At 46.3% G+C, this 25,348-nt stretch carries 28 protein-coding genes; 13 read left to right on the top strand and 15 right to left on the bottom strand.

The genetic code is table 11. The features are described 5' to 3' along the window. The first annotated feature begins 140 nt into the window (after window positions 1-140). The 7 genes from nfsB to nifM all read left to right on the top strand — a co-directional run bounded on the left by nfsB (window position 141) and on the right by nifM (window position 6,115). Window positions 141-791 carry an oxygen-insensitive NAD(P)H nitroreductase gene (nfsB, locus tag FME95_RS00225; RefSeq protein ID WP_147711892.1) on the top strand — a complete coding sequence of 217 codons (651 nt, stop codon included), beginning with the start codon at window positions 141-143 and terminating at the stop codon, window positions 789-791. A gap of 320 nt (window positions 792-1,111) precedes the next feature. Then, a complete protein-coding gene (gene nifU / locus FME95_RS00220) occupies window positions 1,112-2,110 on the top strand; it encodes a Fe-S cluster assembly protein NifU (RefSeq protein WP_222709883.1) in 999 nt (332 codons plus the stop codon). Then, complete coding sequence (nifS, locus tag FME95_RS00215) at window positions 2,107-3,312, top strand: cysteine desulfurase NifS (RefSeq protein ID WP_147711889.1); 1,206 nt, start codon at window positions 2,107-2,109, stop codon at window positions 3,310-3,312. The genes nifU and nifS overlap by 4 nt, the downstream gene beginning before the upstream one ends. A 25-nt stretch (window positions 3,313-3,337) precedes the next feature. Then, a complete protein-coding gene (gene nifV / locus FME95_RS00210) occupies window positions 3,338-4,498 on the top strand; it encodes a homocitrate synthase (RefSeq protein WP_147711887.1) in 1,161 nt (386 codons plus the stop codon). Next, window positions 4,495-4,761, top strand: a complete 267-nt coding sequence (locus FME95_RS00205; RefSeq protein WP_147711884.1) for a nitrogenase-stabilizing/protective protein NifW — start codon at window positions 4,495-4,497, stop codon at window positions 4,759-4,761. The genes nifV and FME95_RS00205 overlap by 4 nt, the downstream gene beginning before the upstream one ends. Beyond that, on the top strand, window positions 4,758-5,228 hold the full coding sequence (locus tag FME95_RS00200) for a nitrogen fixation protein NifZ (protein WP_147711881.1): 471 nt from the start codon (window positions 4,758-4,760) through the stop codon (window positions 5,226-5,228). The genes FME95_RS00205 and FME95_RS00200 overlap by 4 nt, the downstream gene beginning before the upstream one ends. 14 nt (window positions 5,229-5,242) lie before the next feature. Continuing rightward, window positions 5,243-6,115: a nitrogen fixation protein NifM gene (gene nifM, locus FME95_RS00195; protein ID WP_147711879.1), complete on the top strand. Its 873-nt coding sequence runs from the start codon at window positions 5,243-5,245 to the stop codon at window positions 6,113-6,115. Between the two features lie 69 nt (window positions 6,116-6,184). Here the strand turns inward: nifM and FME95_RS00190 are convergent, their stop codons facing one another. The 5 genes from FME95_RS00190 to FME95_RS00170 form a co-directional block, all read right to left on the bottom strand. Beyond that, window positions 6,185-6,934: a hydratase gene (locus FME95_RS00190; protein ID WP_147711876.1), complete on the bottom strand. Its 750-nt coding sequence runs from the start codon at window positions 6,932-6,934 to the stop codon at window positions 6,185-6,187. A gap of 285 nt (window positions 6,935-7,219) precedes the next feature. Continuing rightward, entirely contained in the window at window positions 7,220-7,426 is a 207-nt protein-coding gene (locus tag FME95_RS00185) for a cold-shock protein (protein WP_147711873.1), read from the bottom strand. Between the two features lie 245 nt (window positions 7,427-7,671). Continuing rightward, window positions 7,672-8,547 carry a DMT family transporter gene (locus FME95_RS00180; RefSeq protein ID WP_147711871.1) on the bottom strand — a complete coding sequence of 292 codons (876 nt, stop codon included), beginning with the start codon at window positions 8,545-8,547 and terminating at the stop codon, window positions 7,672-7,674. A gap of 65 nt (window positions 8,548-8,612) precedes the next feature. Continuing rightward, window positions 8,613-9,455 (bottom strand): hypothetical protein, encoded by an 843-nt coding sequence (locus FME95_RS00175; RefSeq protein ID WP_147711868.1) that lies wholly within the window; start codon window positions 9,453-9,455, stop codon window positions 8,613-8,615. Window positions 9,456-9,537: 82 nt separating this feature from the next. Next, window positions 9,538-10,716: an alcohol dehydrogenase family protein gene (locus FME95_RS00170; protein WP_147711865.1), complete on the bottom strand. Its 1,179-nt coding sequence runs from the start codon at window positions 10,714-10,716 to the stop codon at window positions 9,538-9,540. A 241-nt stretch (window positions 10,717-10,957) separates the two neighbouring features. Here FME95_RS00170 and FME95_RS00165 point away from each other — a divergent pair, with 241 nt between their 5' ends. Further along, window positions 10,958-11,593, top strand: coding sequence for a YrbL family protein (locus FME95_RS00165; protein ID WP_187265393.1), 636 nt, complete (start codon window positions 10,958-10,960; stop codon window positions 11,591-11,593). A gap of 81 nt (window positions 11,594-11,674) precedes the next feature. Here the strand turns inward: FME95_RS00165 and cowN are convergent, their stop codons facing one another. The 9 genes from cowN to rsxA form a co-directional block, all read right to left on the bottom strand. Beyond that, a complete protein-coding gene (cowN, locus tag FME95_RS00160; protein ID WP_147711859.1) occupies window positions 11,675-11,962 on the bottom strand; it encodes a N(2)-fixation sustaining protein CowN in 288 nt (95 codons plus the stop codon). Window positions 11,963-12,094: 132 nt separating this feature from the next. After that, window positions 12,095-12,649, bottom strand: coding sequence for a flavodoxin (locus FME95_RS00155; protein WP_147711856.1), 555 nt, complete (start codon window positions 12,647-12,649; stop codon window positions 12,095-12,097). Window positions 12,650-12,895: 246 nt separating this feature from the next. Further along, entirely contained in the window at window positions 12,896-13,150 is a 255-nt protein-coding gene (locus tag FME95_RS00150) for an RnfH family protein (protein WP_147711853.1), read from the bottom strand. Continuing rightward, the gene (locus FME95_RS00145; RefSeq protein WP_147711850.1) at window positions 13,150-13,848 is read right to left on the bottom strand and encodes an electron transport complex subunit E; all 699 of its coding nucleotides are present in this window, start codon (window positions 13,846-13,848) and stop codon (window positions 13,150-13,152) included. Before FME95_RS00145 ends, FME95_RS00150 begins: the two co-directional genes overlap by 1 nt. Then, entirely contained in the window at window positions 13,841-14,497 is a 657-nt protein-coding gene (gene rsxG / locus FME95_RS00140; protein ID WP_187265392.1) for an electron transport complex subunit RsxG, read from the bottom strand. The genes FME95_RS00145 and rsxG overlap by 8 nt, the downstream gene beginning before the upstream one ends. Continuing rightward, window positions 14,494-15,495, bottom strand: a complete 1,002-nt coding sequence (locus tag FME95_RS00135) for an RnfABCDGE type electron transport complex subunit D (RefSeq protein ID WP_147711844.1) — start codon at window positions 15,493-15,495, stop codon at window positions 14,494-14,496. Before FME95_RS00135 ends, rsxG begins: the two co-directional genes overlap by 4 nt. A gap of 5 nt (window positions 15,496-15,500) precedes the next feature. Beyond that, window positions 15,501-16,988, bottom strand: a complete 1,488-nt coding sequence (rsxC, locus tag FME95_RS00130) for an electron transport complex subunit RsxC (protein ID WP_147711841.1) — start codon at window positions 16,986-16,988, stop codon at window positions 15,501-15,503. 10 nt (window positions 16,989-16,998) lie between these two features. Then, window positions 16,999-17,529, bottom strand: a complete 531-nt coding sequence (locus FME95_RS00125) for an RnfABCDGE type electron transport complex subunit B (protein ID WP_147711838.1) — start codon at window positions 17,527-17,529, stop codon at window positions 16,999-17,001. A 9-nt stretch (window positions 17,530-17,538) separates the two neighbouring features. Further along, window positions 17,539-18,117: an electron transport complex subunit RsxA gene (gene rsxA / locus FME95_RS00120; protein ID WP_147711834.1), complete on the bottom strand. Its 579-nt coding sequence runs from the start codon at window positions 18,115-18,117 to the stop codon at window positions 17,539-17,541. 360 nt (window positions 18,118-18,477) lie between these two features. Between rsxA and nifL the strand changes: the two genes are divergently transcribed. The 5 genes from nifL (at window position 18,478) to FME95_RS00095 (ending at window position 24,003) form a co-directional block, all read left to right on the top strand. Then, window positions 18,478-20,028, top strand: coding sequence for a nitrogen fixation negative regulator NifL (gene nifL, locus FME95_RS00115; RefSeq protein ID WP_147711831.1), 1,551 nt, complete (start codon window positions 18,478-18,480; stop codon window positions 20,026-20,028). A 2-nt stretch (window positions 20,029-20,030) separates the two neighbouring features. Beyond that, window positions 20,031-21,587: a nif-specific transcriptional activator NifA gene (nifA, locus tag FME95_RS00110; protein ID WP_147711828.1), complete on the top strand. Its 1,557-nt coding sequence runs from the start codon at window positions 20,031-20,033 to the stop codon at window positions 21,585-21,587. A gap of 213 nt (window positions 21,588-21,800) precedes the next feature. After that, entirely contained in the window at window positions 21,801-23,072 is a 1,272-nt protein-coding gene (nifB, locus tag FME95_RS00105; RefSeq protein ID WP_147711826.1) for a nitrogenase cofactor biosynthesis protein NifB, read from the top strand. Continuing rightward, the gene (locus FME95_RS00100) at window positions 23,072-23,335 is read left to right on the top strand and encodes a 4Fe-4S binding protein (RefSeq protein WP_147711823.1); all 264 of its coding nucleotides are present in this window, start codon (window positions 23,072-23,074) and stop codon (window positions 23,333-23,335) included. Before nifB ends, FME95_RS00100 begins: the two co-directional genes overlap by 1 nt. A 26-nt stretch (window positions 23,336-23,361) precedes the next feature. Then, window positions 23,362-24,003 carry a nitrogen fixation protein NifQ gene (locus FME95_RS00095; protein WP_187265391.1) on the top strand — a complete coding sequence of 214 codons (642 nt, stop codon included), beginning with the start codon at window positions 23,362-23,364 and terminating at the stop codon, window positions 24,001-24,003. Window positions 24,004-24,228: 225 nt separating this feature from the next. Here FME95_RS00095 and FME95_RS00090 read toward each other — a convergent pair whose 3' ends face one another. After that, window positions 24,229-25,110 (bottom strand): NAD(P)-dependent oxidoreductase, encoded by an 882-nt coding sequence (locus FME95_RS00090; protein ID WP_147711817.1) that lies wholly within the window; start codon window positions 25,108-25,110, stop codon window positions 24,229-24,231. Between the last annotated feature and the right edge of the window lie 238 nt (window positions 25,111-25,348).

Here is a 25,348-nt window from a genome sequence, read left to right as displayed (position 1 = left end):
ATGAACTGTCAATTCTCGATGCTTGCGTTAGTAAACGCTCACCGGTACTTACAGTCTTGTGAATTAAGCTGACTGTAGTATACATTTACTGCCTTGCTATTGCTTTAGTACATTTGTCATGACACGTTCGGAGCCTCGTTATGAGTATCAGTCACACCCTCAGATCCCGTTATTCCACCAAGCTGTTCGACGCCAGCAAACAGATCACTGAACAGGACTTCCGCGCCATTAAAGATGCTCTACGCTTCTCGCCTTCCAGTGTTAATAGTCAGCCTTGGCACTTTGTTATTGCCAACACCGAAGCAGGCAAGGCACGCATCGCCAAATCGGCAGTCGGCAACTTTGCCTACAACAAACCGAAAATCGAAAACGCCTCGCATGTTGTGGTTTTTGCTGTCCGTACTGAGCTCAGCGAAGACTACTTAGCACACCTATTGGCAGTTGAAGATGCCGATGGCCGTTATGCTAGCGCTGACTTTAAACAGTCGGTCAGCAACGGACGAGGTGGCTTTGTCACTATCCACCGAGAGCTCGGCGACACCCAACAATGGATGCAAAAGCAGCTCTATCTAAATATGGGCAGCACTTTACTGGCCGCCGCTGCAGCGGGTATTGATGCCGTGCCGATGGAGGGTGTTGACGTCGATGTTTTAAATCAAGAATTTGACCTACCCGCACAAGGCTTCAATGCCGTTGCTGTCGTATCGTTTGGCTACCGTGCCGAAGACGACTTTAACGCCGCACTGCCAAAGTCACGCCTACCTGAAGATGAAATTTTCAGCCTAATTTAGTCGGCTTCAGTAAGGCCTTCACTTTGTTATAAAACTCACATCAAGACAGCGCCGGTTTGTCATCTTTAGGCCAACTGAAGCGCTGTTCATTCACAGCTACCCTCTCTAAGCCGCTGTTTATCGGCGGCTCAGCCAGTCTGACACAAAAGCGCTGCACGGCACTCTATTTGCACCAAGACTCTTAGCGAAGCCAGTTGAGAGCAGACCTCACTAAACCGGTTCCCTCCGAGAGACTGCTCAGGTACTGGGTTACTGCAACTGGTCTTCGCCCCCTTTTTATAGGCAGGTGTCAATAAGTACATCTGTTAAGCGATCAACTGATGCAACAAACAACTGTACGGCTGGAGACTTCTATGTGGGACTATTCGGAAAAAGTAAAAGATCATTTTTTTTCACCTCGCAACGCCAAGGCGGTTGAAAATGCTAACGCCACTGGCGATGTCGGATCCTTGTCCTGTGGTGACGCGCTACGGCTGACACTTAAGATTAATGAGCAAACCGATGTTATTGAAGATGCAGGGTTCCAAACATTTGGCTGTGGCAGTGCCATTGCATCCTCTTCGGCATTAACAGAAATCATCATTGGTAAAACCGTGACGCAGGCTGGTGCGGTCACCAACCAACAGATCGCCGACTACCTCGACGGCTTACCGCCTGAAAAAATGCACTGTTCAGTCATGGGAATGGAAGCACTGCAAGCAGCGATTGCCGATTACAAAGGTGAAAAACGCGCAGAGGATCACGAAGAAGGTGAACTCATTTGTCGCTGCTATGCAATCGACAGTGAACTGATTAAACGCGTCGTCCTACAAAACAATCTAACCACCTTAGGCGATGTGATTCGCTACACCAAAGCCGGTGGTGCCTGTGGCGCTTGCCACGAAAAAATTGAGTGGGCATTAGAGGATATCTTAAAAGCCGAAGGCAAAACGCTTGGCAGTGCAGTACCTGCACACTTACCACTAACGGCGGAACGAACTAAGCCATCGTCGATCATCGCTAGCAGCCAAGCCAACGATACTGGGGGAAAAACCAACACCACTAAGCATTCGATTCTCACCACCGTGCAACGCATTCAAAAAATTGAAGAGGTGTTGGATAGCATTCGCCCAGGCATTCAAGCCGATGGCGGCGATATCCAGTTAAACGATGTTGAAGACGACATGGTTTTTGTTGAAATGACCGGCGCATGCAGTGGTTGTGGTCTAGCTGGAACAACATTAGCAATGGTAGAAGAACAAATTACCGCCGCACTCGGTGAAGAAGTCACTGTATATCCGGTTGCTGCCAGTTCTGCAAAAGTCGGAGGTATGGCATGAACAAGATGACCTGTTACCTCGACAACAACGCAACCACTCAGGTTGACCCGAAAGTGATTGAAACCATGCTGCCGTACTTAACCGACTACTATGGCAACCCCTCTTCTATTCATAGTTTTGGCCAGCCGGTTGGCAAGGCTTTAGCGCACGCCCGTGAGCAGGTAAAAAACTTTATTGGCGCTGAACACGGCAGTGAAGTGATTTTCACTTCCTGTGCCACCGAGGCAACGGCAACGGCTATTTTATCAGCTGTTGAAAGCTTCCCAGATAAAAAACAAATCATTACCTCTGTGGTTGAACATCCAGCCACCATAGAGCTATGCAAAATGCTTGAGCGAAAGGGTTACACCATTCACTGGATTGGTGTCGATGCTCAGGGTCGCTTAGATGTCGAGGCTTACAAACAGGCGTTAAGCAGAGACGTTGCTGTGGTCAGCTTGATGTGGGCCAATAACGAAACCGGCACCCTATTCCCGATCCAAAAATTAGCCATGCAGGCAAAACAGCTAGGCGTGCTATTCCATTGCGATGCTGTACAGGCCGCAGGAAAAATCCCTGTTAATGTCGACTTTATCGATGTCGATATGCTATCGATTTCTGGTCATAAATTTCATGCACCCAAAGGAGTTGGCGTACTTTATTTACGTCGTGGTACTAAATTCCGGCCGATGATTCGCGGCGGTCACCAAGAGCGCGGCAGGCGTGCTGGCACCGAAAATGTTACTGGCATTATTGCCTTAGGCAAAGCCTGTGAACTGGCAGCCCAATCAATTTTTGAAGATACCGCACGCATAGAACTCATGCGCTCTCGCTTGGAGCAAGGCTTAAGAGCACGAATCCCTAATAGCTTTGTCACCGGCGATAGCAAAAACCGAGTGCCAAATACTACTAACATTGCGTTTGAGTTTGTTGAAGGCGAAGCCATTTTATTAATGCTTAATCAAGCTGGCATTGCGGCTTCTAGCGGTTCGGCCTGTACCTCGGGGGCGCTTGAGCCATCCCATGTTATGAAAGCAATGGGTATTCCCTATACGGCTGCACACGGTGCCATTCGTTTTTCTCTGAGCCGCTTTACTACCGAAGATATGATCGATCACGTGCTAGTAACTCTGCCGCCGATCATCGAAAAGCTCCGCGCTTTATCGCCTTATTGGAATTCTGATGAACGTAGCGCCAATAATTTTATTCCAATGTTCGGCTGATGTTTAACAGCAAGAGGGTGTAACTATGTCGATTATTATCAACGATACAACTCTGCGAGATGGCGAACAAACGCCCGGTGTGGCCTTTAATAGCGAAGAAAAATTGGCCATTGCACTAGCGTTAGAGCTGGCCGGTGTCGATGAATTAGAGATTGGCATTCCAGCGATGGGGGAACAAGAGCGAGCGACCATCAAACAGCTGACAACAACTCTTAGTCGGGCAAAAACTATGGCTTGGTGCCGCCTAATGCCAAAAGATATTGTGCTATGCAAAGAGCTTGGCTTGGATTGGGTTGACTTATCGATACCGATTTCCGATCAACAGCGTATCAGCAAATTAAACATCAGCGAACGCGAGCTGCTCGACCGAATTAATTACGGCGTCCAACAGGCACGCGATTTAGGCTTAAAGGTTTGCATTGGCTTAGAGGATGCCTCGCGTGCACACCCAGATAGTTTAAAACGTGCCGCTGCTGCTGCTGAGAAGGCCGGTGCTGAACGGCTTCGCTTTGCAGATACTTTAGGTTTGTTAGATCCATTCCAAACCTATGACCGCATTAGCCAATTAGTGAGCGCCTGCTCACTAAGCATTGAAATGCATGCACATAATGATTTGGGTCTAGCAACTGCCAATAGCTTGGCAGCTATCCGCGCCGGTGCAACATCTGTCAATACTACGGTTAATGGTTTAGGTGAACGCGCTGGCAATGCCGCGCTGGAAGAAATTGTGCTGGCACTGAATGTTCATCGACAACTCTACCCAGCTGGAAGTCAGGTTAACCTTAAGGCATTAAAAAATATTGCAGAGTTGGTATCAGCCGCTTCTGGCCGTGCACTGTCACCACAAAAATGCGCTGTCGGCGACGCTATTTTTACCCACGAGTCCGGCTTGCACATCGACGGACTCAAAAAAGATGTACGCAATTATCAGGCTTTTCGCCCCAGTTTATTAGGTCGAGAACATCGTTTAGTACTCGGCAAACACAGCGGCGTTAAAGCCATTACTCAGCATTATCAGACACTGGGTTTTGAATTACCGATCGAGCAAGTGCTACTGATCAAGCAACGGTTAACTCAGTTTTCGGAGCAGAAAAAACGTACGCCAACCGATGCCGAGTTAATCCAGCTTATGAACAACAGCGCTCAAATCCAACAGCCACTGGCGACAGTAGGAGCTTGTCTATGAACCTAATGCAAGAACTAGAAGAGTTAGACTGCGCTGAAGAGTTTTTTGAATTATTACAGGTGCCGTACGAAGCCGATGTCATCAACAATAAACGAGTGCCACTGTTGCAGCTGTTTCACCAACTGCTGGAGCAATACAACGCGCCTAACTTAGCAGATTACCAAGCAGCCTTAACAAAAGCCTATTGTTTATTAAAACATGGCGTTCGTGTTGAGCTAGCAGCCAGCACCTGTGCCAGCTGTGCATCGGAGTGCCAAGTATGAGCCAACAACGCCCTCTATTTGATTACGGTGACGAGGTACGTGTGATCAAAAACATTCGTAACGATGGCACATTACAAGGTGGCCGCGGCCAACTTTTAGTGCGGCGCGGTACAACTGGTTTTATTCGCCAGGCCGGTTATTTTCAACAGGATCAAATTGTTTACCAAGTGCACTTTTTAGACAGCAACCAGCTTGTCGGTTGCCGAGAAAGTGAACTCGCCACGGCCAGTGAAGACTGGATTTACAACGAATTTGAATACGGCGATAAGGCCCAGTTAACGCTGGCGTTAAGTGTCGCTGGTGAACGCATTGCCAACAGAGGCGACACCGTTTCTGTATTGGCAGTAGACAGATCGAAGCAACAAATTCATTACCGTATTCAGCTCATTGAACACGATATTGACGTCCCAGCACGTGCACTGACGGCCGTTTCACCGCCTTCATTGCCCGAGTCAAATAACGCTTAACATTAGGAGGCCGCATGTCGACTCAGGCCAATTTAGAAATTTTTCAAGCCAACGCCAGCAGTGCGCTTGCACCCTATTTAACCATGAAGACCAGCCTTGACCTATTTGGCCGTATTGCATCGGAACTCGACAGTCAGGAAAAATCCAAGCTGCAAAGCCTAGTAGCAAAACAACTACTATTAATTAAACAGATTGTTGCCTCACAAGAAGCCGACGCGGTAACACTCAGTGAAATTGAAATCGCAAGAGCGATGAAGGAGTTAGAATCTCGCTTCCCTGACAGCAATGCTTTTCAACAAACCTTGCTCGCCAATAAGCTAACCAAAGAAGACATGCGTAAGGCGCTAACGATTGAGCTGCTCAGTGAAGCGGTACTCGATACTATTGCCGATGATTACCCGCGTTTTAGTGAAGCAGAGGCAAAAATTTATTACCAAAATAACATCGAAAAATTTGAACAGCCTGAGCGCCGAGAAGCCAGCCATATACTGATCACCATTAATGACCAGTTCGCTGAAAACAAACGCGAAGCGGCACACAAGCGGATGCAGGATATTCTTTATAAACTCACGCCAGATAATTTTGCACAGATGGCAGAACGCCATTCTGAATGCCCAACAGCGATGAACCAAGGCCACTTAGGGTTAGTCAGTAAAGGGCTGCTACATACCGAGCTCGATTGTGCTTTATTTGCGATGAACGCAAACAGCCTTTCTTACATTATTGAAACGGAAGCAGGTTTTCACATTTTATTTTGCCAAAAAATACAGCCGGCACACCGCGTTGAATTTGAGCAGGCTAAAGAAAAAATTATTAAGCAGCATAATTTATTAGCAAAAAAGAGAGCCCAAAAAAACTGGATGGCTAATTTAATGAGCCAACTTTAGAGACTCAAAATAGGCAAAAAAAAATGGCAAGCCATCTGGCTTGCCATTTAACAACCTGACAAACAATAATTAGGCGCGCTTAAAAGTCACCTGGTATTGCGCTAAGCCTTCATAAGCAATGGTGGTTTCAACATCAAACGCCATGTTTACAATGCCTTTGAATGAGCCAGTAATGATCGCGGCACCAGCTTTTAGGCTAACATCGCGTTTGCCCATGTAGTTGACCAACCAAACAAGACCATCAATAGCACGCTCATTTGGATGCTTACCATCGAGTTCACGCACTTCATCGCCCTGAGTCACGGTGATTTTAACCGTGCTTAATTCAGCTGCCGCTGCTTTGTCGATTTCTGGGCCGACAAACATACCTTGGTTGACCATGCAGTCAGCAAGGCTTTCAAAATAACTTTGCTCTGCACCCTCTTCAAAGCGGCTTTGCATCAACTCCAGCGCCATGTGTGCACTGCCTACTGCATCAAGCACTTCTGCTTCGGTGTAATCTTCTGCTTTAGCAGGTAAATCTTTCGCTAAAACAAACGCCACTTCAGGCTCAACGCGTGCAACGCCTTTATCTTCAAATAATTCAACAACATCAGTGTCTTGCTGCAAATTAAAAATAGGTGCTGCAATAATTTTATCTGCCGCCAATGGAAATAAACACTTCCAACCCGTCACTGGCTCGATAGTGGCCATTTCAGCATGAATAGCAAATGCATCTTCTAGGCTGGCAGGACGAATAGACTCTTCTAAGCGAGGTGCTTTAACACCCGGCTTGCGACGATTAAGCAGTTCTTGTGCGGCTTGTTTAAAGACAGACATATGAGCTCCATATAATAAAAGGCATTGGCGTCGAGGCCTTGTAGCCTAATTAGTCAATGTAATGATTAAACCTAATACCTGTTCCCCTTCTCTCAAGAAAAAGAAACCAAGCATCAGGCTGCGCCGATAGCGTTCGGCAACTAGATTACAGTTGGCGGCAGATATTAGCGCTATTTGAAAGCTGCAACCAGCGCTTATATCAAGCTATTGATAACCGTAAGCAACTATTTTTTACGGGCAAAAAAAAAGCAAACCCGAAGGTTTGCTTTTTCAACATCATTAGCCTTATAGGGCAACAATGTTCTCAGCTTGAGGGCCTTTTTGACCTTGAGTTACAGTGAACTCAACTTTTTGGCCTTCAGCTAATGTTTTGAAGCCTGAACCAGTGATTGCACTGAAGTGTGCGAAAACATCAGGGCCAGATTCTTGTTCGATAAAACCGAAGCCTTTAGACTCGTTGAACCATTTTACTGTACCAGTAGTAGTAGACATATTAGATATCCTGTAATGAATTATAAAACTGCCTCCGCGAGGCATTATTAGCAATAAAAACAAACGAAATTTCAAACTACAGGACGATGTACTACGCAGAATGCAACGAAATGAGGTGTTAAAAATAGGCTTACTTTTTAGCTGCGGGCAATGTATAAGCTCCAGCTTTTGATGTCAATCAGTTTCATCATCAATTCGCTATCAAATTGACAGGGGCTGTATTTTAAAGCTCATTTATCTGACCGTTAGTGCAACATCACCAATATTGCAGCGATACCAACCATAAATAAGGCGATAACGTCCTTACTTTTAATCGACTCTTTTAACCAAAAATACGAAATCAACATCGTAAATAACACCTCTATTTGCCCTAGCGTTTTCACATAAGGCACAGCCTGTAACGACATAGCACTGAACCAACCAAACGAGCCAATAAAACTAGCTAGGCTGGTCAACACAACGTAAGTCGGTTTTTTAAACATCATCACAAGGCTGCGTCTGTCGTTACATACTAAATAACCGACTAATAGCAATGTTTGTACAGCGATCACCAACAACAGCACCCAGGCCGCGCTGTACGGAAAGGGTAGCGCCAAACTTAGGCTGGCTTCACGAATCCAAAGGGAGGTTAAGGCAAAGGCCGTGCTGCACGCTAAACCCAACAGGACGGTTTTTAGCGACAGCTGCTTAATACCTTGAGCGGTACTTAGCACAAAGACCGCTAAGCCACCAATAAGCACGCCCAGCCAGCCAATTAAGCTTAAGCTGGTACCAAAAAACAGCACGCCTAAAAAAGCAGACATCGGCGCTTCACTTTTTGCCAGACCTGCACCAATGGCATAGTTTTTTTGCTTAAAAAGAACAACCATTAATGCAGTGGCAACAATTTGCATCAGTGCAGCGGCGACAATAAAAAACGCCGACACCAATGAAAATTGCGGTAAAGCCACCGGCCGCCATTGATAAAGCCCAATTAGATAGAGCAGCGCTAGAGGCCCTGCCCATAAAAAACGCGCCAAGGTTACAGCAACGGTGCTGAATGTTTGAGACAGCCGACTTTGAAAAGCATTACGCCAGCTTTGGCTAAAAGCCGCCAGCAGGGTTAATAAAATCCAACTCATCGGCAAATAACCTTTTAATTGATTTAATTTAATTGATTTAAAAAATTGAATCGACAGTCAACAGACTAAACCAACGGTGCATCTTTCATTAACGGTACCAATACCACTGCGATATAAACAATCCAAATCACCAGCGCGACATGCAGCACATCATTTTCGGTAAACCATTGGCCCTTGGCCCATAATTTTTCACTGATGCCAGCATTGTAATAACGCCAATAAAGAAAGTCGGTCAAAATTAAGCCAAACCAAACCCCAAGTAGCGCAGCATCAATCGCCATGCCCTGCTGGTAAAACCGCCAGCCATTTAACGCGATGAAAAAATAGATAAAGGGCGTACAAACCTTGACCATCAGTTCGTAGGTGATTAACTGTTTTTGCGGCTTAAAGGCACCATAAAGAACCATGACGCAATAAAGTACTGAGACTGCTAACGCAACCGCCTTAGCAACACCAACAGCTGCAGGCAAAGAGCTATACACGACAGCCACCAGCATTAGGTTGACACTTAATTGCTGGAAAATCAGATACACCACTTCCCACCAGCTGGTCCAAGCACAGACTTCTCGCCCTTGGCATTTCAACTGGAAACCAAACGCCTGATAACTGGTGCCGGCAATGAGCGCACCGACGCCCCACAAGATAAGCGACCAGCCCCAGTAAAAGCGAGTCTGTTCAACACCTTGCATCAGTAAACAATAGATGCCGACGGCTGTCGTGATCACGCCAAGCAAATATACCCAAAAACTGGAACTTGGCTGAGTAATCACCACCGAACGCCCAAACAGCTGGTAGGTCTTACAAGGCTGAACATCGAACCAAGTCGATTCGTTCATTGCTGGATTATCGTGCGGAATGGTTGCCAAGCGAGCAAAGATGGATCGCTCAGCACTGCTAGAATTAGACATGAAACTCTCGAATTAAAATCTGTTGGGTTCGGCTCACAGCGATAACATAAATAGAGCTAGCACTGTGAGCCAACAATTAGCTTTAGCCGTTCACCTTATCGATGTATTGCTGCTGAGCCTCAGTTAACTCTGGCGGCAGCAAAACAAATTTACCGACGTGTTTTTTCTCAGTAAAGGCTTTTTGGGCATTGACGATATCAGCCAATGGATAGGTTTTCGCTAACAAAGGCTTTATTTCACCACGCTCAATATAGGAAACCAAATTAGGAAAAACGGGTTCGTCCCAAGCGGTACAACCAATAAAGGTCAGGTCTTTTAAATAAAAGTTCCGCATATCTAATGTCACCAAAGGCCCAGCAATCGCACCAGAAGATGCATATCGACCGCCGCGCTTCATCACCACGGACATTTGTGTAAAGGCTTCACCGGCGACATTGTCGATGACCACGTCAACAGATTTGTCGCCCAATACTTCAACCAAGTCTGCATTGCGCTCTATCACTTGGTCTACGCCCAGTTCTTTCAGCATGTCCATCTTATCTTTACCGACAATGGCGGTGACTTTAGCGCCACGTCGTTTGGCCAATTGCACTACCGCAGAGCCGACGCCACCCGAAGCGCCTGCAACTAATACGTGCTCACCTTTAGCCACTCCAGCACGGTGGACCATATTTTCAGCCGTACCGTAAGCACAAGGAATGGTGCCTAATTCGGCATCGGACCAGTCGCACTCAACCGCGAATGCTTCACTTGCAGTGATTTTCACAAACTGCGCGAAGGCACCGTCAAAGTCTGATGCCATCCAGATATTTTCTAGCGACTGCCAATTATCACGACGAATACAGGCACGAATCAAAATTCGTTCACCGATACGAGTAGGGTCAACCCCCTCACCCACGGCGACAATACGACCACAGCAGTCGGTACCTTGAATGAACGGGAACGGTGTCTGCTCATTCCAGCCACCATCAAGCTCTTCTGCTGCGCTGGATTTTTCATCGTCATTAGCGTTCAGTGCATCGGTACCTTGCGTCACCTTAGAGGAGTACCAGCCTAAACGAGTGTTAATCTCGGTATTATTGACACCGGCTGCCAACACTTGGACAAGCACCTCGCCTGCTAATGGTTTCGGCATAGGAACATCGGTGTAATTTAGCTGCTCATAGCCGCCGTTTGCCATGGTCACAACCGCTTTCATGGTAGTGTCTTCAGGTTTTACATCGAATCGCTGCTTGTCGCCCAACAGGCTGGTAATACTCATAAATCCTCTTTGCGTTAGGTTCGCTTAAAATTAGGCGGCCTAAAGTAACGTATGCCGTCGGCACACGCAAAAACTGCAGTCCCTTTCGATGTAACAGCTAGGTAAAAAGTCACAATTTTGTCATTTTAGGGCCATATTAATACGAGTCAGCTGTCTTACAACTGTTATTACTAATATAATCTGACACCAGTACTGAATAACTAGCACCCAACAACAAATATCTCGTTCTAAGGCTCTTACCTTGTATCATAGCTACCTAAAACTGAATGAACTGACGCCAATTGCGATCAGTCGAACCCGCTACATTTATGAACACCCAGATAACCCTGAGTTGCTGGTAAAGGTTCATCGCCGTATAGAAATATCTGGGCCTATGAGCCGACTACAACATTGGTATCGCAATATTGAAGATCGTTTTATCTTTCTTTCTGGCAATTTACGCGAGTTAAATATCTATTTTCAGTCTCGCTACAATCGAGCAGATACTCTGGTGCGCTATATCGCCCCGATAGAAGGGATTGTCGACACAGACTTAGGGCTTGGTTTGGTGGTATCGGCAGTTCGCGATAAGAAGGGAAATCTAGCACCAACTATCGGTAAGTTATTCCGCGAAAACCGAATGAATACCAGCCGCGCTAAAAAGCTTAGGGCGTTGCTTGAGCAAATTGAAAAAACAGATTTAGTCATTGGCGACCTAAATTTTGGCAACATTGTTTTGGAACAACCAGCAGACGGCGAAGAAGATTTCTACCTAATCGACGGCCTTGGCGAGAAAACCCTGTTTCCGATTCAAACCATTTCAAGATACGCGCGACGAAAAAACAAACAAACATTTATTACCGCTGTTGAGAAACGCCTTGCCGAGGCTGGTTTTTAACGCTCGTTATAAATAATAAATACAGCTATCACTGAATAACTATCACATTGAGTTGTTGCCTAACAGTAACATCGCTAAGAGCTAACAGCATTCTTGCTCAATTTGATACAGAAGTTCTACCGCCTGTTCATCTTCAACCTCATTGAAAAATTCATAAAGCGGGTTAATCTGATTGCCAATCAGATGCAAGTTATCGTGTTCTCGCGCCAGCTGCTCTTCACGCTTTTGACGAAAATAATGCCGCCATTGTTCAGAGCCACGACCTTCAGCAATCAATCGATCCAGCTTTGCAATCAGCTCATTTGCGTTACGATCGCATTCAATATCACAAAAGGTGACATAACGATCTTTTGTCGTACCTGTTGTCATAAATTCCTCATCTATTTCACACGGCTTAGCAGCGCAGCTTGCTACAACAAAAGCGGCTACGAGCTAAGCACTGATGATCCTGTTTATATTTTTATTGCAGTGAAACCAACACTGCTGAATAGGCACTAAAAACTAAGCTATGGCGGCTTCGGTAATACCCATTTCTTGTTTCACTTTATCCAGCCACTGGCTAATACGATTAGCATGCAGGTTTGATTGATTGTCGTTATCCAACACCAAACCAAAAAACTCGCCGCCATCATCCGCAGCTGAAGCTTCAAAGCTATAGCCTTCGGTAGGCCAACGTCCTACCAGTGTTGCACCTGTTTCCACAACGGCTTCATACAACTCTGCTAAACCATCAACAAACTCTTCACTGTAATTAACCTGATCACCCAAGCCAAACAGGGCAACCTTTTTGCCGCTCAAATCAATATCATCGAAATTAGGCATAAACTCCTCCCAGCTTTCTTCTTGACAGTCGGCACTCAGACCTGGGAGTTCTCCGTGACCATAGGTCGGCGTCCCTAAAATTAGAAAGTCGTAACCGGACAGGGTTTCTGCATCAACACGGTTAATGTTTAACGGTTTGTCGGCTAAATCCTCGCCTAATTCTTTGTACATTGTTTTTGCCATTTTGCGAGTGGTGCCAGTATCGGTACCAAAAAAAATGCCTATCTTAGTCATAGTATTTGTATCCTTATAGCGATTAATAAAACCACGATGCGATGCTTAGTCACACTCAGTGATTGCCCTGTAAAAGCTTCATTGCAAAGTCACTGCCAAATAATCTGTTTGCTAAAGCATTGATTTTACTGGCGCTAAAAACCAAGCTTCAGGCTTTGAGGCAAACAATGTCGCATACCTAACAATCTCTACTTAGGCTTAGTGGTACGTTTAAACTTGGCGGTCAACTTAAACTTGCTAGCACGCTCAATCGTCATCATCGTCGTCACCTTGCCAAGTGATAGGCCGATAAATTTCAACTCGATCACCTTCTGCCAACGCTGTTTCTAAACTGACTAACCGACCAAAAATACCAACCTTTTGATGTTCTAAATTGATGTCTTTATTAAGCTCGAGTAAGCCGCTTTTATGAATAGCCGCCATCACAGTGGCGCCCTCGGCAATATCAACATTCAACCACCATTGCTGCTCCGGCAAGGCATATGCAACACTCACTTGCATTAGGAACCCTCCATCGCTAACGGATTTTCTGAAGGCGCGAGCGCTTTTTTACGATCACTTCGTTGCGCAGACAGCCGCTGAATTTTTTTCTGCGCCGCCAAAATAAAGCTCAACACAAGAAACCCGCCCGGCGGTAAAATAGCCAGCAAGAAACCACGATACTCTGGTATCAGCGTGACTTCTAAAAACTCAAAACCTGGTCCTAACAACAAACTGGCATTAGCAAACAGAGTACCGCTACCTAAAATTTCACGTACAGCTCCCATGCCTGTTAGCACCAAAGTAAAGCCTAACCCCATCGCAAAACCATCGGCCATAGACGGTAGTAAAGCACTGCGACTGGCGAAGGATTCGACTCGGCCTAAAATGGCGCAATTGGTGACAATTAGCGGGATAAACAAACCCAAAACTTTATGTAAGTCATGCAAGTAAGCATTGAGCAATAAATCGGTCACCGTCACCAGTGTCGCGATTAATAAAATATTTATCGGAATGCGAATGGCACGAGTCACCCAACCTTTCATCAATGACGTCATTAGGTTGGCAAACACCATGACAAATAACGTCGCCAAGCCTAAACCTAAGCCGTTGGTCGCGCTGGATGTCACCGCCAGTAAAGGGCAGAGTGCCAAACTTTGCCCCAAGACAACGTTGTTGCGCCACAAGCCATCGGCAAAAATCGATTTGTAATCACTCATCTGAATCTCCCTTTGCTAGCTCATAACCTTCGCTTAACAGCGTCGGTAAAATTTCTTGCTGCACCGCCAGCAGCGTTTGCTGTACCTGACCAACAACGGCTCTTGGCGTAATGGTGGCTCCAGTAAATTGGTCGAACACGCCACCGTCTTTTTTGACCGCCCATTGTTTCATCGACAAACGCTGTAACGACTGTTGATAAAAGCTATCGACCCAATCGCTTTTAGCTCGTTCAATTTTGTCGCCTAAACCTGGCGTTTCGGTATGGGATAACACACGAACAGCAATAATTTGCTGCTGCGCGTCAAGCCCAACCAACAGTTGAATATCGCCTGAATAGCCTTTTGCTACACTTTGAATGGCCAAGCCGGTGATCGCTTCCGATGCGTTCTTAGCAATGAATACGCGATAGCTTGCATCCGAAATTAACCAACCTCTTTCTGTCGCTAACAAGTCATTGCTGTATAACGACGGAGGTAAAACCTGATTTAAACCATCCATTTTATCTTGCGCATTCTGTTGTTGAATGGCACTGGCAGTTAGATTGGCAACCAGAAATAAAATTGCCGTGGCCAAGGCGGTTACACCACCCAATAAAAGACTTTGATAACTGACGGTTTCTTTAAATTGTTTCAATGCCAGACTGCTCATGCACGCTCCTCCTTGAACCATTTAGGCCGGCTACCAAATACCGCAGGTCTGAGGTAGTGATCAATCAGCGGTGTCGTGGCATTCATAATCAATACAGAAAAGGCGACGCCTTCTGGATAGTTGCCAAAAGTACGGATTAAAAATATCAACAGGCCGCAACCCAGACCAAACACCCACTGGCCCTTAACACTGACCGGAGACGTCACCATATCGGTGGCAATGAAAAACGCCGCTAAAAAAACCGCACCACTAAAAAGATGCGTACTGGCAGATAAAAACTGATCGGGCTTGATGGCGTGCAACAGTAAGGCCGGCAACGCTAATCCCAGCAAAACAGCCGTTGGAATAACCCAATTGATCACCTTTCGCCACAACAAAAACAAACCGCCCAATAAAATAAACAACGCGCTGGTTTCACCTAAGCTGCCAGCATGGTGACCAAACCATAGACTGCGCACTGCAAGCATAGGCGCTTCTGCAGCTAAAGGTGTTGCTGATGAGATCGCATCGATGCCAAGCCAATATGGGTTTAAATCCAAACCGGTTTCAGTCAATACCGGCGGTGTCGCCGCATGCCAATCCGTTAACTCAACCGGAAAGCAAATCAACAACATTACGCGCGCCAGCATGGCTGGGTTAAATAGATTTTGGCCGAGGCCGCCATAGGCGTGTTTGCCAATGGCGATAGCAAAAAAAGAACCCAGAGCGACAATCCAGAGTGGCGTTGCTGGCGGTAAACTCAGCGCCAATAACCAACCGGTTAACAACGCAGAGCCATCAAACAAACTGCTTTGGTTGACGCCGCGCCAATAAAGCATGATCGACTCTGCCAGTAGCGCACTGATGCTTGCTGTTAATAAAACCAACAGGGCTGAAACGCCGAACACATAAAGCCCAAATAAGCTGGTCGGTAGCAAGGCTAAAATTACCTGATACATCAACGAAGAACTGGAGTCTCCGCCGTGTGTATGAGGGCCGGATGCTATGTTGTATTTCATAATCGCTACTCTCCTGATTCCGAGGCTTGCTGCGCTTTTCTCTGCGCCGCTTTCTTTTTCCGCTCTGCTGCTTTAGCGGCTTTTTCAGCTTTGCGCTGTGCGGCTTCCTTGGCTAACCGCTCTGCTCTTGCGTTAGTCAGCAGGCGAGCCAAGGCAGACTTTTGAGCCATACTGCGCTGAGCATTAATTTCGCCTCGGGCATGAGAAAAATGCTGTACTAAAGGAATTCGTGACGGACAAACATATGAGCAAGCACCACAAAGTAAGCAGTGGTTGAGTCCGTAATCTTGCGCGCCGTCGTAATCCGAAACGCGAGAATGGGCTGCCATTTGAAAAGGCATTAAACCCATTGGGCAGGCTGCAACACAGCGACCACAACGCACGCAATCGTGACTTTGTTCATCGCGCACTTCTTGATCCGTCAGCGCCAGCAGGCCGCCAATGCTTTTGTCGATCGGTGTGTAAGGAGAAGGAATCACTTGCCCCATCATCGGCCCACCGGCAACCAAACGTTGCGCACTCATGGTTAGACCACCACAAGCAGATAACAGGTCAGCCACTGAGGTTCCTATGGGCACCAACAGGTTTTTCGGCTGCTCGATGCCAGCGCCAGAAACCGTCAACACTCGATCAATTAACGGCCGATTAAAACGTAAGGCGTGATACACCGCGCGCGCGGTTGCAACGTTATGCACCAAGATGCCTAACTCAACACTGAGCGTCCCCGGAGCCACCGTTTTGCCGGTTACAGCTTTAATTAGGTGGCGTTCACTGCCCATCGGATAAAGGCTCGGTACCACTTGAATTTCAATGTCATGCAGCTCGGCAGCGGCGATTTTTAATGCCTGAATACTGGCCGGTTTATTATCTTCAACAGCGATAATGGCTTTGCGCGCACCAATGGCTTTTGCCATCAACTGACTGCCTAACACCACATCGACCGCGTACTCCTGCATTAGGCGATCATCGCAAGTTAAGTAGGGTTCACACTCGCCACCATTAATAATCAAGGTATGCACCTGCTTATCACGCGCCAAACGCAACTTAATGCCGGTCGGAAAACCTGCACCGCCTAAGCCGACAATGCCTGCATCTAAAATGCGTTGCAGCATTTCATCAGACGCTAAACTTAGTGGGTGAATCGAGCCGTGCTGTTGTGACCAGCTGCTATCGCCATTGTTTTTAATGACGAGTGTTTTTATTTTTATGCCTGAAGGATGAGCACTTACATAATCACGAATATCCTCAACGGTTCCGTTAATTGGTGAATGCAACGGCACTGCCATATCATTTGCGCCCTTTGCCACCAGTTGACCCTTACCAACCGAATCGCCAACCGACACCAGTGCAGAAAGTAAAGTGCCGTTTCGTTGTTGCAAACCTAGATAGACTCGCTTTGGCGCGGGTAATTTTTCGATGGCGCAGTCTTGGCTAAACTCTTTATAACCTACAGGGTGAATGCCACCACGAAACGGCTTTGCAAACGCTCTCATGTTTTTCTCCTTAAGCGGTTTGTGGTTTAGGCCATTGCCAAGTATTGATTTGTTCTGTCACTGGCAGCATTTCGATGCAGTCCTGACTGCAAGCTTTTTCGCACAGCTGGCAGCCGGTACAGATAGCGTTCATCACGGTATGCATTTGTCGATTCGCACCGACGATGGCATCAAACGGACAGGCTTTAAAACAACGACCGCAGCCGCTGCAGTTGGCTTCATCGATATAAGCTACCACTGGGCCTTGGTTGTTATCTGAGGCACCCAATTCAATGCCTAAAAAACTGGCAATAGAAGCGGCTAACGCTCGTCCGCCGGGTGGACAGCAGTTTGGTGACAACAACCCTTGCGCCATTTTTTCTGCGGCTTGCCGACAACCGACCTCGCCACATTGGCCGCATTGACCACCGGGCAACATGGCTTCTAACTCATCCACGGTAGAATCACTTTCTGGTGTCAGTGCTTTCTGCGCCCAACCGAGAATGGCACCTAAGGCGGCACCTAACAGTAAAAAAACGATAATCGAGAAGGTAATGTTCATGCGATCCCCTTATGCAACAATGCCAGCGAAACCCATAAACGCCATCGACATTAATCCTGCCGTTAAAAAAGCAATCGGCGCTCCCTGAAAAGACTCAGGCACATTGGCAACCTTTAGGCGTTGACGCAGACCTGCAAACAGCACAATCACCAACGTGAACCCTAAAGCCGAACCAAAAGAATAAAAAAGTGTTTGCGAAAAACTCATTTGGTTTTGCACCACTAAAATGGCAACACCCAAAACAGCGCAATTGGTGGTAATAAGTGGTAGGAAAATACCCAAGGATTGATACAGCACTGGTGACAGTTTTTGGATAAACATTTCGGTAAATTGAACGACGCAAGCAATCACCAAAATGAAACTGAGAATACGCATCATTTGCAAATTCAATGGCACTAAAATAATACGCTCAACCAACCACGCAGAAATTGAAGCGAGACATAAAACAAAGGTCGTTGCGATACCCATGCCCAATGCGCTGTCTATTTTGTTTGACACGCCCATAAAAGGGCAAAGACCTAAAAACTTAGCCAGCACGACATTATTAACAATGGCGGTACTCACAATAATTAAAATATGCTCTAACATTTTTGTCTTCCTAGTGGATCACTAACAGCCTTATTGCATCGCTCATGCCAGCGCACCAAAAAAAACTAAAAATGTTTTAACTCCCCTTATCAGTGCGTGCCTGACGCGCAAGCCTGCAAACTCTTGGTATTTTTTTAACGCAACGGTGACATAAATTTTTTCATATTTGTCGTAAATCAAACAAAGCTTTAACGCCAAAGCCGACTCAATGCATTGGGAATACATATTGCAATTAGCCTATAAGAATTATTTTTTAAGCCAACACAGAAAAACAGAACCATAACGATGCACACGGGGTTCGCTGTTGATGTTCAATAGACTAACGAATAGAGCAGCCCACAAAAATTATTGAGGCAACTTATGATCGACTTATTTAACGAAGCCAAATCACAACCAGAAGGGGCTGCTCACAAGGATGATCTATTTACCCTTGAGCAGGTGAAAAAAATAGTCAACCTAACACCGATGGCCGTTTCCATTACGGATGACAAAGGTGTGATTCTGTACATCAATCCATTTTTTAGCCAAACCACCGGCTACACCGAACAGGATCTCATTGGTAAAAACCATTCTATTTTAAGCGACCGAAAAACACCTCGACCGGTGTATCAAGAATTATGGCAACGAATCACCGCGGGGAAATCTTGGCGTGGTCAATTACTCAATCGAAAAAAAACCGGTGAAAGCTATTTGGCTGAAGTGCAAATATCGCCGCTAAATGACAGCAACGCCGAAGCCACACTGTACTTTTTAGGTGTGCATCGCGACATTAGCGCTGACCACGCATTAGAGATGCAACAGTCTAATAATGAGCGCGTCTTCAGTTCGATTCTCAACAGTGTGCCGACTGCCGTTGCACTGCTGAATGAACACGACGAGGTTATTCTAGATAACCTAGCCTACAAAGCCTTAGCCTCCGACATTCGTCAAGAACCAGCGAAATTAGTCATTGGCAAGATAAAACAACAACTCAATGTTGAGTCATTACATTCATCGACCGTTGAAGGCCAGTTAGAAAAAAACGTCATCATTGAATTCAACCAGTCAGGACACACACGTCATTTTGTTTGCCGACTGTCTGGCTTAGACATGCAAGAAGAAAACGTCACCAGTTATTTTTCACCGATCCGAAACCCGCATTTGGTTCTCGCGTTAACAGAATTCACTCGCGAACAAAAACGCATCGAACAACAACGCTTAGCTGAATTACAACGTTCGACTGTCGAAACTGAAATGATGCATGCCATGCAAGAAACCATGCATGCTGTACTGCACCAACTGCAAGAGCCAGTCAACATGATTGAGTCGGCTGTGGCTTTATTACAAAAACGCCACGCCAGCTGCACAGGTATCGACCCGATGATAATGGCACTCGACGCTGGCAAAGAGGCGGTAAAACAGCTGCACCAAGCACTGCCTGAACGTGCTTTTGAAGCCAAACAATCGGTCAATGTCAATCAGTTAGTGCATGAGGTATCACAAATGAAAAGTGAACAGCTGATGCGCCGATCAATCGAATTACGACTGTCGTTGTTAACCAATTTACCCGCCATCATTGCACAGCCTTCACGCTTACGAGTGGCGCTTAAACAGCTGCTCGAAAATGCCATCGAAGCAATCGATTACGCTAAATGTGAGCGGCGCGAAATTCTCATTAGCACCAGCCAAGTAGACGGCGATCTGGTGGTTTGTTTTGACGACTCCGGCCCAGGCATTAAAAAGTCTGACGCGTTATTAGTGTTTCAACCCTTCTACTCGACCAAACCTGTCAGCAGTGAGGGATCTCGCGGTATTGGTTTGAGCATCGTGCAACAGGTTATTAACGAACACTGTGGCACGGTGCGTTTTGTTTCCAGTTCACTGGGCGGCTGCTGTGCACGAATGAGCCTACCTCGACGTCAGGAGGTCTAATAATGATTACAAATCAGGACTACCGCCACGAAACAATGGCTCAACAACAACTCTGTGCACTTTATGAAGTCAGCAGTATTTTAAGTAATGGCTTAGATTACACCGAAGCGGTGCGCTCCATTTTAAAAATTCTTCACGAGCAAGCGATGTTAGAGCACCCAATGATTACACTGCTGGATGAAGCTGGCGAACAGCTAGAGCTCGACAGCGTCCACACCAGCGGTGAGGCCAATGTGCGCTCGCATGTTGCTTATAAGATTGGCGAAGGCGTCATCGGCATGGTGCTGAGCGAAAGCCAGTCCATCGTTATTCCGATGATCTCCGAAGATTTCCGCTTTGCCGACAAATTAGATTTGTACGATTGGGGCAAACCCTTTATTGCGGTTCCGATCAAAGCCAGTAGCAACCATATTCTTGGCGTATTAGCAGCGCAGCCTTCATTGGCCAACCCAGAATTACTGGCTCAGTTCAATCGTTTTATGGAGATGTGTGCAAACCTGATTGCCCGTACGGTGGTGTTATCTCGTAACATTCATGAGCAAACATCCTCTCTCGAACAAGAACGTGACCGGCTGCAACGCAAAGTTCGCAGTAACTATGGTTTGGAAAATATGGTCGGCCATTCACCTGCCATGCAACGCGTTTTCGAGCAGATACGTATGGTGTCGAAATGGAACAGTACGGTGCTTATACGCGGTGAATCGGGCACCGGTAAAGAGCTGATTGCCAACGCCATTCATTACAACTCACCCAGAGCATCCGGGCCTTTTATTAAACTCAACTGTGCTGCCCTGCCCGACAATTTACTAGAGTCGGAACTGTTTGGGCACGAAAAAGGCGCCTTTACCGGTGCGATTAAACAACGCAAAGGACGCTTTGAACAGGCCGACTGCGGTACGCTTTTTTTAGATGAAATTGGCGAAATATCACCCGCTTTTCAAGCCAAGTTACTCCGAGTCTTACAGGAGGGAGAATTTGAACGTGTTGGCGGCACGCGCACGCAAACGGTCGATGTTCGCATTATCGCAGCCACTAATCGAAACCTAGAAGATGAAGTTCAACAGGGTAAATTTCGTGAAGATCTTTACTACCGATTAAACGTGATGCCGATATTCCCTGCCGCTCTAAAAGAACGCCTAGAAGATTTACCTGAACTGTCGCAATTTTTGTTGGATAAATTATCCAAGCAACAGGGGCGAACCTTGACACTAACCGACGGTGCCATTCGCCGCATGATGAGCTACGACTGGCCAGGCAATATCCGCCAACTGGAAAACCTACTCGAACGTGCCTCAGTAATGAGTGCCGACGGCACCATCGATCAAGACCTGATCATTCTAGATGGCAATGCCATGCCCACTCGAATTGGCAAAAGTGCTTCCGTTTGCAGTGTTGAAACAAGCCTGATCGATTCGGACATGGACGATCGTGAACGGGTGATTGCAGCGCTAGAACAGGCCGGTTGGGTACAGGCAAAAGCGGCGCGCCTATTAAATATGACGCCTCGACAAATTGCCTATCGCATACAAACCATGAACATTCATATGAAGCAAATTTAGTTAACTCATTTTCAACGCTAACAGCAGGCGTTACCGCCTGCTAAAGCCGACACTCGCATTGTCATAAAGCCAACAAGCGGCTGCTTCCATACAGACAGATAAACCACCTCAATAGCCGATAGCCCACGGATTTAGGGCATTTCAATAACACACTCTGTTGGCTTGAGCTATGCAGGAGCTTATTAATACAAAGAACAAATCAGGACTTAAAAAATGATCAGTGAACTGGCTAAAAAATCGCATGAAATACGTTTGCAAGACAGCAAAGTTCAAACCCACCCATGTTATTCCAAGGACGCGCATAAGTACGCGCGCATCCATTTACCTGTTGCACCGGCGTGCAATATTCAGTGCAACTACTGCAACCGAAAATTCGATTGCAGTAACGAAACCCGTCCAGGTGTGGTGTCTAAACTCTTGTCGCCGGCCGAAGCCATACATCGCTTTCAGGCAGTAAAAAAACGCATGCCAGAACTTAAGGTCGCTGGCATCGCAGGCCCTGGCGATCCGCTGGCAAACCCGGCGGCAACCTTGGCGACACTCAAAGGTATTCAACAAATCGACGACGATGTTCATCTGTGTGTTTCCACCAACGGCCTAAATTTACCAGAGCATGTTGATGCACTAGCAGAACTTGGCGTTCATCACCTTACTATTACCATCAATACATTAAGCACTAGCATCGCCAGCCAACTTTATGCTTGGGCTTACTTTGATCAACAACGCCTAAGAGGTTTAGACGCGGCCGAAGCCATCATTGAGCAACAGCTCAAGGGTTTATCGATGGCAGCCAAAGCAGGGATTTTAATTAAGGTAAATACCGTGTTAGTGCCGGGTATTAATGATGCGTCGCTGCCTGAATTAGCCAAAGAAATTCAACAACGCGGCGCCTTTTTACACAACATTATGCCGCTGATTTCTGACCCAGCACACGGCACTTTTTTTGGCTTAGAAGGCATTCAAGGCCCAGATGAAACGCAACTGAATGCTGCCCGTAAAATCGCTGGAGTGGACATGCATCAGATGACTCATTGCCAGCAATGTCGCGCCGACGCGGTCGGAAAACTGAGTCATGATCAAAGCTGCGCCTCACAACAGTTAGATGCCTCCATTGCTACAGTGCGTATTGCCGTTGCCAGTTCCAGCGGCGAACTTATCGATACCCATTTCGGCCATGCGACTGAATTTCGTATCTTTGATGTATCAGAAAACAACGTCACTCTGGTCGAAACCCGCGACGTCGAACAATATTGTCACGGCATGTCTCATTGCGACGACCAGCCGCTGGCCAAACACATCCAATCGCTAAACGATTGCCAACAGGTTTTATGCGCTCGCATTGGTATTGAACCGTGGCAACAGTTGGAAAAAGCAGGCATCTCGCCAAGTGTTGAGTTTGCGCTGATGAATGTTACCGACACATTAAAAATGCTGGCACCAAAAAGCCCAGAAATGGAAAAAAACGTTATACAGGAGGTCTGCTAATGGCGCTGTCAATTTCAGAAGCCTGTATTGCATGTAACGCCTGCAAATTAGTTTGCCCGTCGAATGCAATCCTAACAAAAAGCCCTCATTTTCAAATTGCAGCCCACCGTTGCGATGAATGCCAATCAACGGCAGCCGTTGCGCAATGCGCCAGCATTTGCCCAGTTGAAAATGCCATTTTAGATGCCAACGGCATTGCTCTAAACCCGACGGGTTCGTTGGCACCCATTAGCTTTAATTTTAATCAGCCTCAATTTTTATAAGCCTGAAAATGGATGGAGACAACACAATGACCACGCACGCTGTTACCCTAAATTATTACGACCAATTTTTACAAACCTTAGGCGCTGATGAAGTGCCGACTAAAAAAATAAGCAACATGACTTCCGAAAATCGAGCAATTTTCGCAAAGGTGATACGCGCTCAACTGAGAGGTCTGGCAAATTTACCCTACGGTTTGGGGTTAGATAAACACGTCTATCAAGAGTTAATGCAGGCGATTGATATTGAGCCATTAACGTTGATGGACATGCGCTGGAATACAACCAACAGTCAGGCTAAACAGATGCGTTCGGAGGTCATTAATCAACTGATCGAGCTGCGTATGGCTGAACGCAACCAACTCGTCGAACTGTTAACTAAACACAGCAGCAATGCACCCTACAGCGCCGTAGCCGCCATTGTGGTTGCCACGGCATGCTTAAGTCCTGCCCATCTTTGGAAAACATTAGGATTGGATTCACGCGACGAACTGAAAGAATGGCTTACACATAACTTTCCATCATTGACGGCAGCCAATGCCGACAATATGCGCTGGAAACGATTTTTTTATTTACAGCTGTGTCAGTCTGAAGGTGATTATGTTTGCCTGTCACCCACCTGCGATGAATGCTCAACCTACAGCGAATGCTACGTCAGCGGCGACGAATGACGATTAACCAAAGAAATAGAAAAAATTAAACCAATAAGAAATATAAAAAAGAAAATCAGGTAGGGCTTGATATGTCACAGATACAAAAAAACGTTGCTTAGTGTTTCATTCAACACCAAGCAACGTTCCGCTATCGATGACTAATAACCATCAATGACTAATAACCATCAATGACTAATAACTATCGATGGCTACTAATTATCGATTAAAACTAAACCGTTCTAATTACTTTTCTAACTTCATGAAGTAATCAAAAATAACCGGCACATCGTTTTGTGCAAGGCCACTATCAACAGCTGCTTGCAAGCTCTTAGAAGTACCTTCTGCAATTAGAGATTCAGTACCTAACTCTTTAACTAACTCTAAGAAGTAGCCCAAATCTTTGTTTGCGTTTGCAACAGAGAAACCTAATTTCTCTTCACCATCTACAGCGTAGAACTTACAGAACTGCATGAATGGAGAGTTAGAAGGACCTGCAGACATGATGTCGAATAATTGCTGACCATCAACACCGGCACGTTTTGCAACAGCAAATGCCTGAGACATCGTTGCAACGGTTGTCATACCCATGAAGTTGTTAACAAGCTTAGTCACGTGGCCTGAACCTAGGGCACCTAGGTAGAATACGTTTTCACCCTGATCTTCTAGAACCGGCTTCACTTTTTCGAACGTTTCTTTATCGCCAGCGGCCATAATGTTCAATAGACCGTCTTTCGCGTGCGCAGGTGTACGACCTAGAGGTGCGTCAACCATGCCAGCACCGATTGCGGCTAAGTCTGCACCGATCTTCTTAGTAGAAGCAGGGATAGACGTACCGAAATCAATAAGCGTTTTACCAGCAGACATACCCGCTAGAATACCGCTATCGCCGTAAACAACCTTTTCAACCACTTCAGAGGTGGTTAGGCAAAGCATGACGATATCGCTTTTTTCAGCAAGCTCTTTACCAGAAGACGCTTCGCTCGCATTACCACGTGCAAGTACAGCAGCAACGGCATCTTTATTAAGGTCCATAACGTTAACTTGGTAACCACGTGTTTGCAGGTTTTCGACCATGTTGCCGCCCATAAGGCCAAGGCCGATAAAACCGATAACTGGTTTTGACATATCTAACTCCTAGAGAGGTTCGTGTGTTTAACTACTTTATTATGCGGTTATGCGTGACGCATCAATACCTAACTGCCTAAACAACCAGTTAGCCGCCGCCATTAAATAGGTGGGTGAAGGATAAAGACCTGAAAGGGGTTAGGCAATAAATGAATGCATAAAGGCAGCCTGACTGTTGTTTAATATCAAATGCTTACTAGCAAACCAGACGTCAATGCTGTCTGAATAGCCCAGCCTT

Source organism: Reinekea thalattae, assembly GCF_008041945.1.
GTDB lineage: Bacteria > Pseudomonadota > Gammaproteobacteria > Pseudomonadales > Natronospirillaceae > Reinekea > Reinekea thalattae.
Note: the sequence above shows the minus strand (reverse complement) of the source record. Positions and strands in the feature narration are given on the sequence as shown.

Coding starts and splice junctions, on each gene's coding strand:
- nfsB (WP_147711892.1), top strand. CDS start 141: ATGAGTATCAGTCACACCCTCAGATCCCGTTATTCCACCAAGCTGTTC.
- nifU (WP_222709883.1), top strand. CDS start 1,112: ATGCAACAAACAACTGTACGGCTGGAGACTTCTATGTGGGACTATTCG.
- nifS (WP_147711889.1), top strand. CDS start 2,107: ATGAACAAGATGACCTGTTACCTCGACAACAACGCAACCACTCAGGTT.
- nifV (WP_147711887.1), top strand. CDS start 3,338: ATGTCGATTATTATCAACGATACAACTCTGCGAGATGGCGAACAAACG.
- FME95_RS00205 (WP_147711884.1), top strand. CDS start 4,495: ATGAACCTAATGCAAGAACTAGAAGAGTTAGACTGCGCTGAAGAGTTT.
- FME95_RS00200 (WP_147711881.1), top strand. CDS start 4,758: ATGAGCCAACAACGCCCTCTATTTGATTACGGTGACGAGGTACGTGTG.
- nifM (WP_147711879.1), top strand. CDS start 5,243: ATGTCGACTCAGGCCAATTTAGAAATTTTTCAAGCCAACGCCAGCAGT.
- FME95_RS00190 (WP_147711876.1), bottom strand. CDS start 6,934: ATGTCTGTCTTTAAACAAGCCGCACAAGAACTGCTTAATCGTCGCAAG.
- FME95_RS00185 (WP_147711873.1), bottom strand. CDS start 7,426: ATGTCTACTACTACTGGTACAGTAAAATGGTTCAACGAGTCTAAAGGC.
- FME95_RS00180 (WP_147711871.1), bottom strand. CDS start 8,547: ATGAGTTGGATTTTATTAACCCTGCTGGCGGCTTTTAGCCAAAGCTGG.
- FME95_RS00175 (WP_147711868.1), bottom strand. CDS start 9,455: ATGTCTAATTCTAGCAGTGCTGAGCGATCCATCTTTGCTCGCTTGGCA.
- FME95_RS00170 (WP_147711865.1), bottom strand. CDS start 10,716: ATGAGTATTACCAGCCTGTTGGGCGACAAGCAGCGATTCGATGTAAAA.
- cowN (WP_147711859.1), bottom strand. CDS start 11,962: ATGACAACAGGTACGACAAAAGATCGTTATGTCACCTTTTGTGATATT.
- FME95_RS00155 (WP_147711856.1), bottom strand. CDS start 12,649: ATGACTAAGATAGGCATTTTTTTTGGTACCGATACTGGCACCACTCGC.
- FME95_RS00150 (WP_147711853.1), bottom strand. CDS start 13,150: ATGCAAGTGAGTGTTGCATATGCCTTGCCGGAGCAGCAATGGTGGTTG.
- FME95_RS00145 (WP_147711850.1), bottom strand. CDS start 13,848: ATGAGTGATTACAAATCGATTTTTGCCGATGGCTTGTGGCGCAACAAC.
- rsxG (WP_187265392.1), bottom strand. CDS start 14,497: ATGAGCAGTCTGGCATTGAAACAATTTAAAGAAACCGTCAGTTATCAA.
- FME95_RS00135 (WP_147711844.1), bottom strand. CDS start 15,495: ATGAAATACAACATAGCATCCGGCCCTCATACACACGGCGGAGACTCC.
- rsxC (WP_147711841.1), bottom strand. CDS start 16,988: ATGAGAGCGTTTGCAAAGCCGTTTCGTGGTGGCATTCACCCTGTAGGT.
- FME95_RS00125 (WP_147711838.1), bottom strand. CDS start 17,529: ATGAACATTACCTTCTCGATTATCGTTTTTTTACTGTTAGGTGCCGCC.
- rsxA (WP_147711834.1), bottom strand. CDS start 18,117: ATGTTAGAGCATATTTTAATTATTGTGAGTACCGCCATTGTTAATAAT.
- nifL (WP_147711831.1), top strand. CDS start 18,478: ATGATCGACTTATTTAACGAAGCCAAATCACAACCAGAAGGGGCTGCT.
- nifA (WP_147711828.1), top strand. CDS start 20,031: ATGATTACAAATCAGGACTACCGCCACGAAACAATGGCTCAACAACAA.
- nifB (WP_147711826.1), top strand. CDS start 21,801: ATGATCAGTGAACTGGCTAAAAAATCGCATGAAATACGTTTGCAAGAC.
- FME95_RS00100 (WP_147711823.1), top strand. CDS start 23,072: ATGGCGCTGTCAATTTCAGAAGCCTGTATTGCATGTAACGCCTGCAAA.
- FME95_RS00095 (WP_187265391.1), top strand. CDS start 23,362: ATGACCACGCACGCTGTTACCCTAAATTATTACGACCAATTTTTACAA.
- FME95_RS00090 (WP_147711817.1), bottom strand. CDS start 25,110: ATGTCAAAACCAGTTATCGGTTTTATCGGCCTTGGCCTTATGGGCGGC.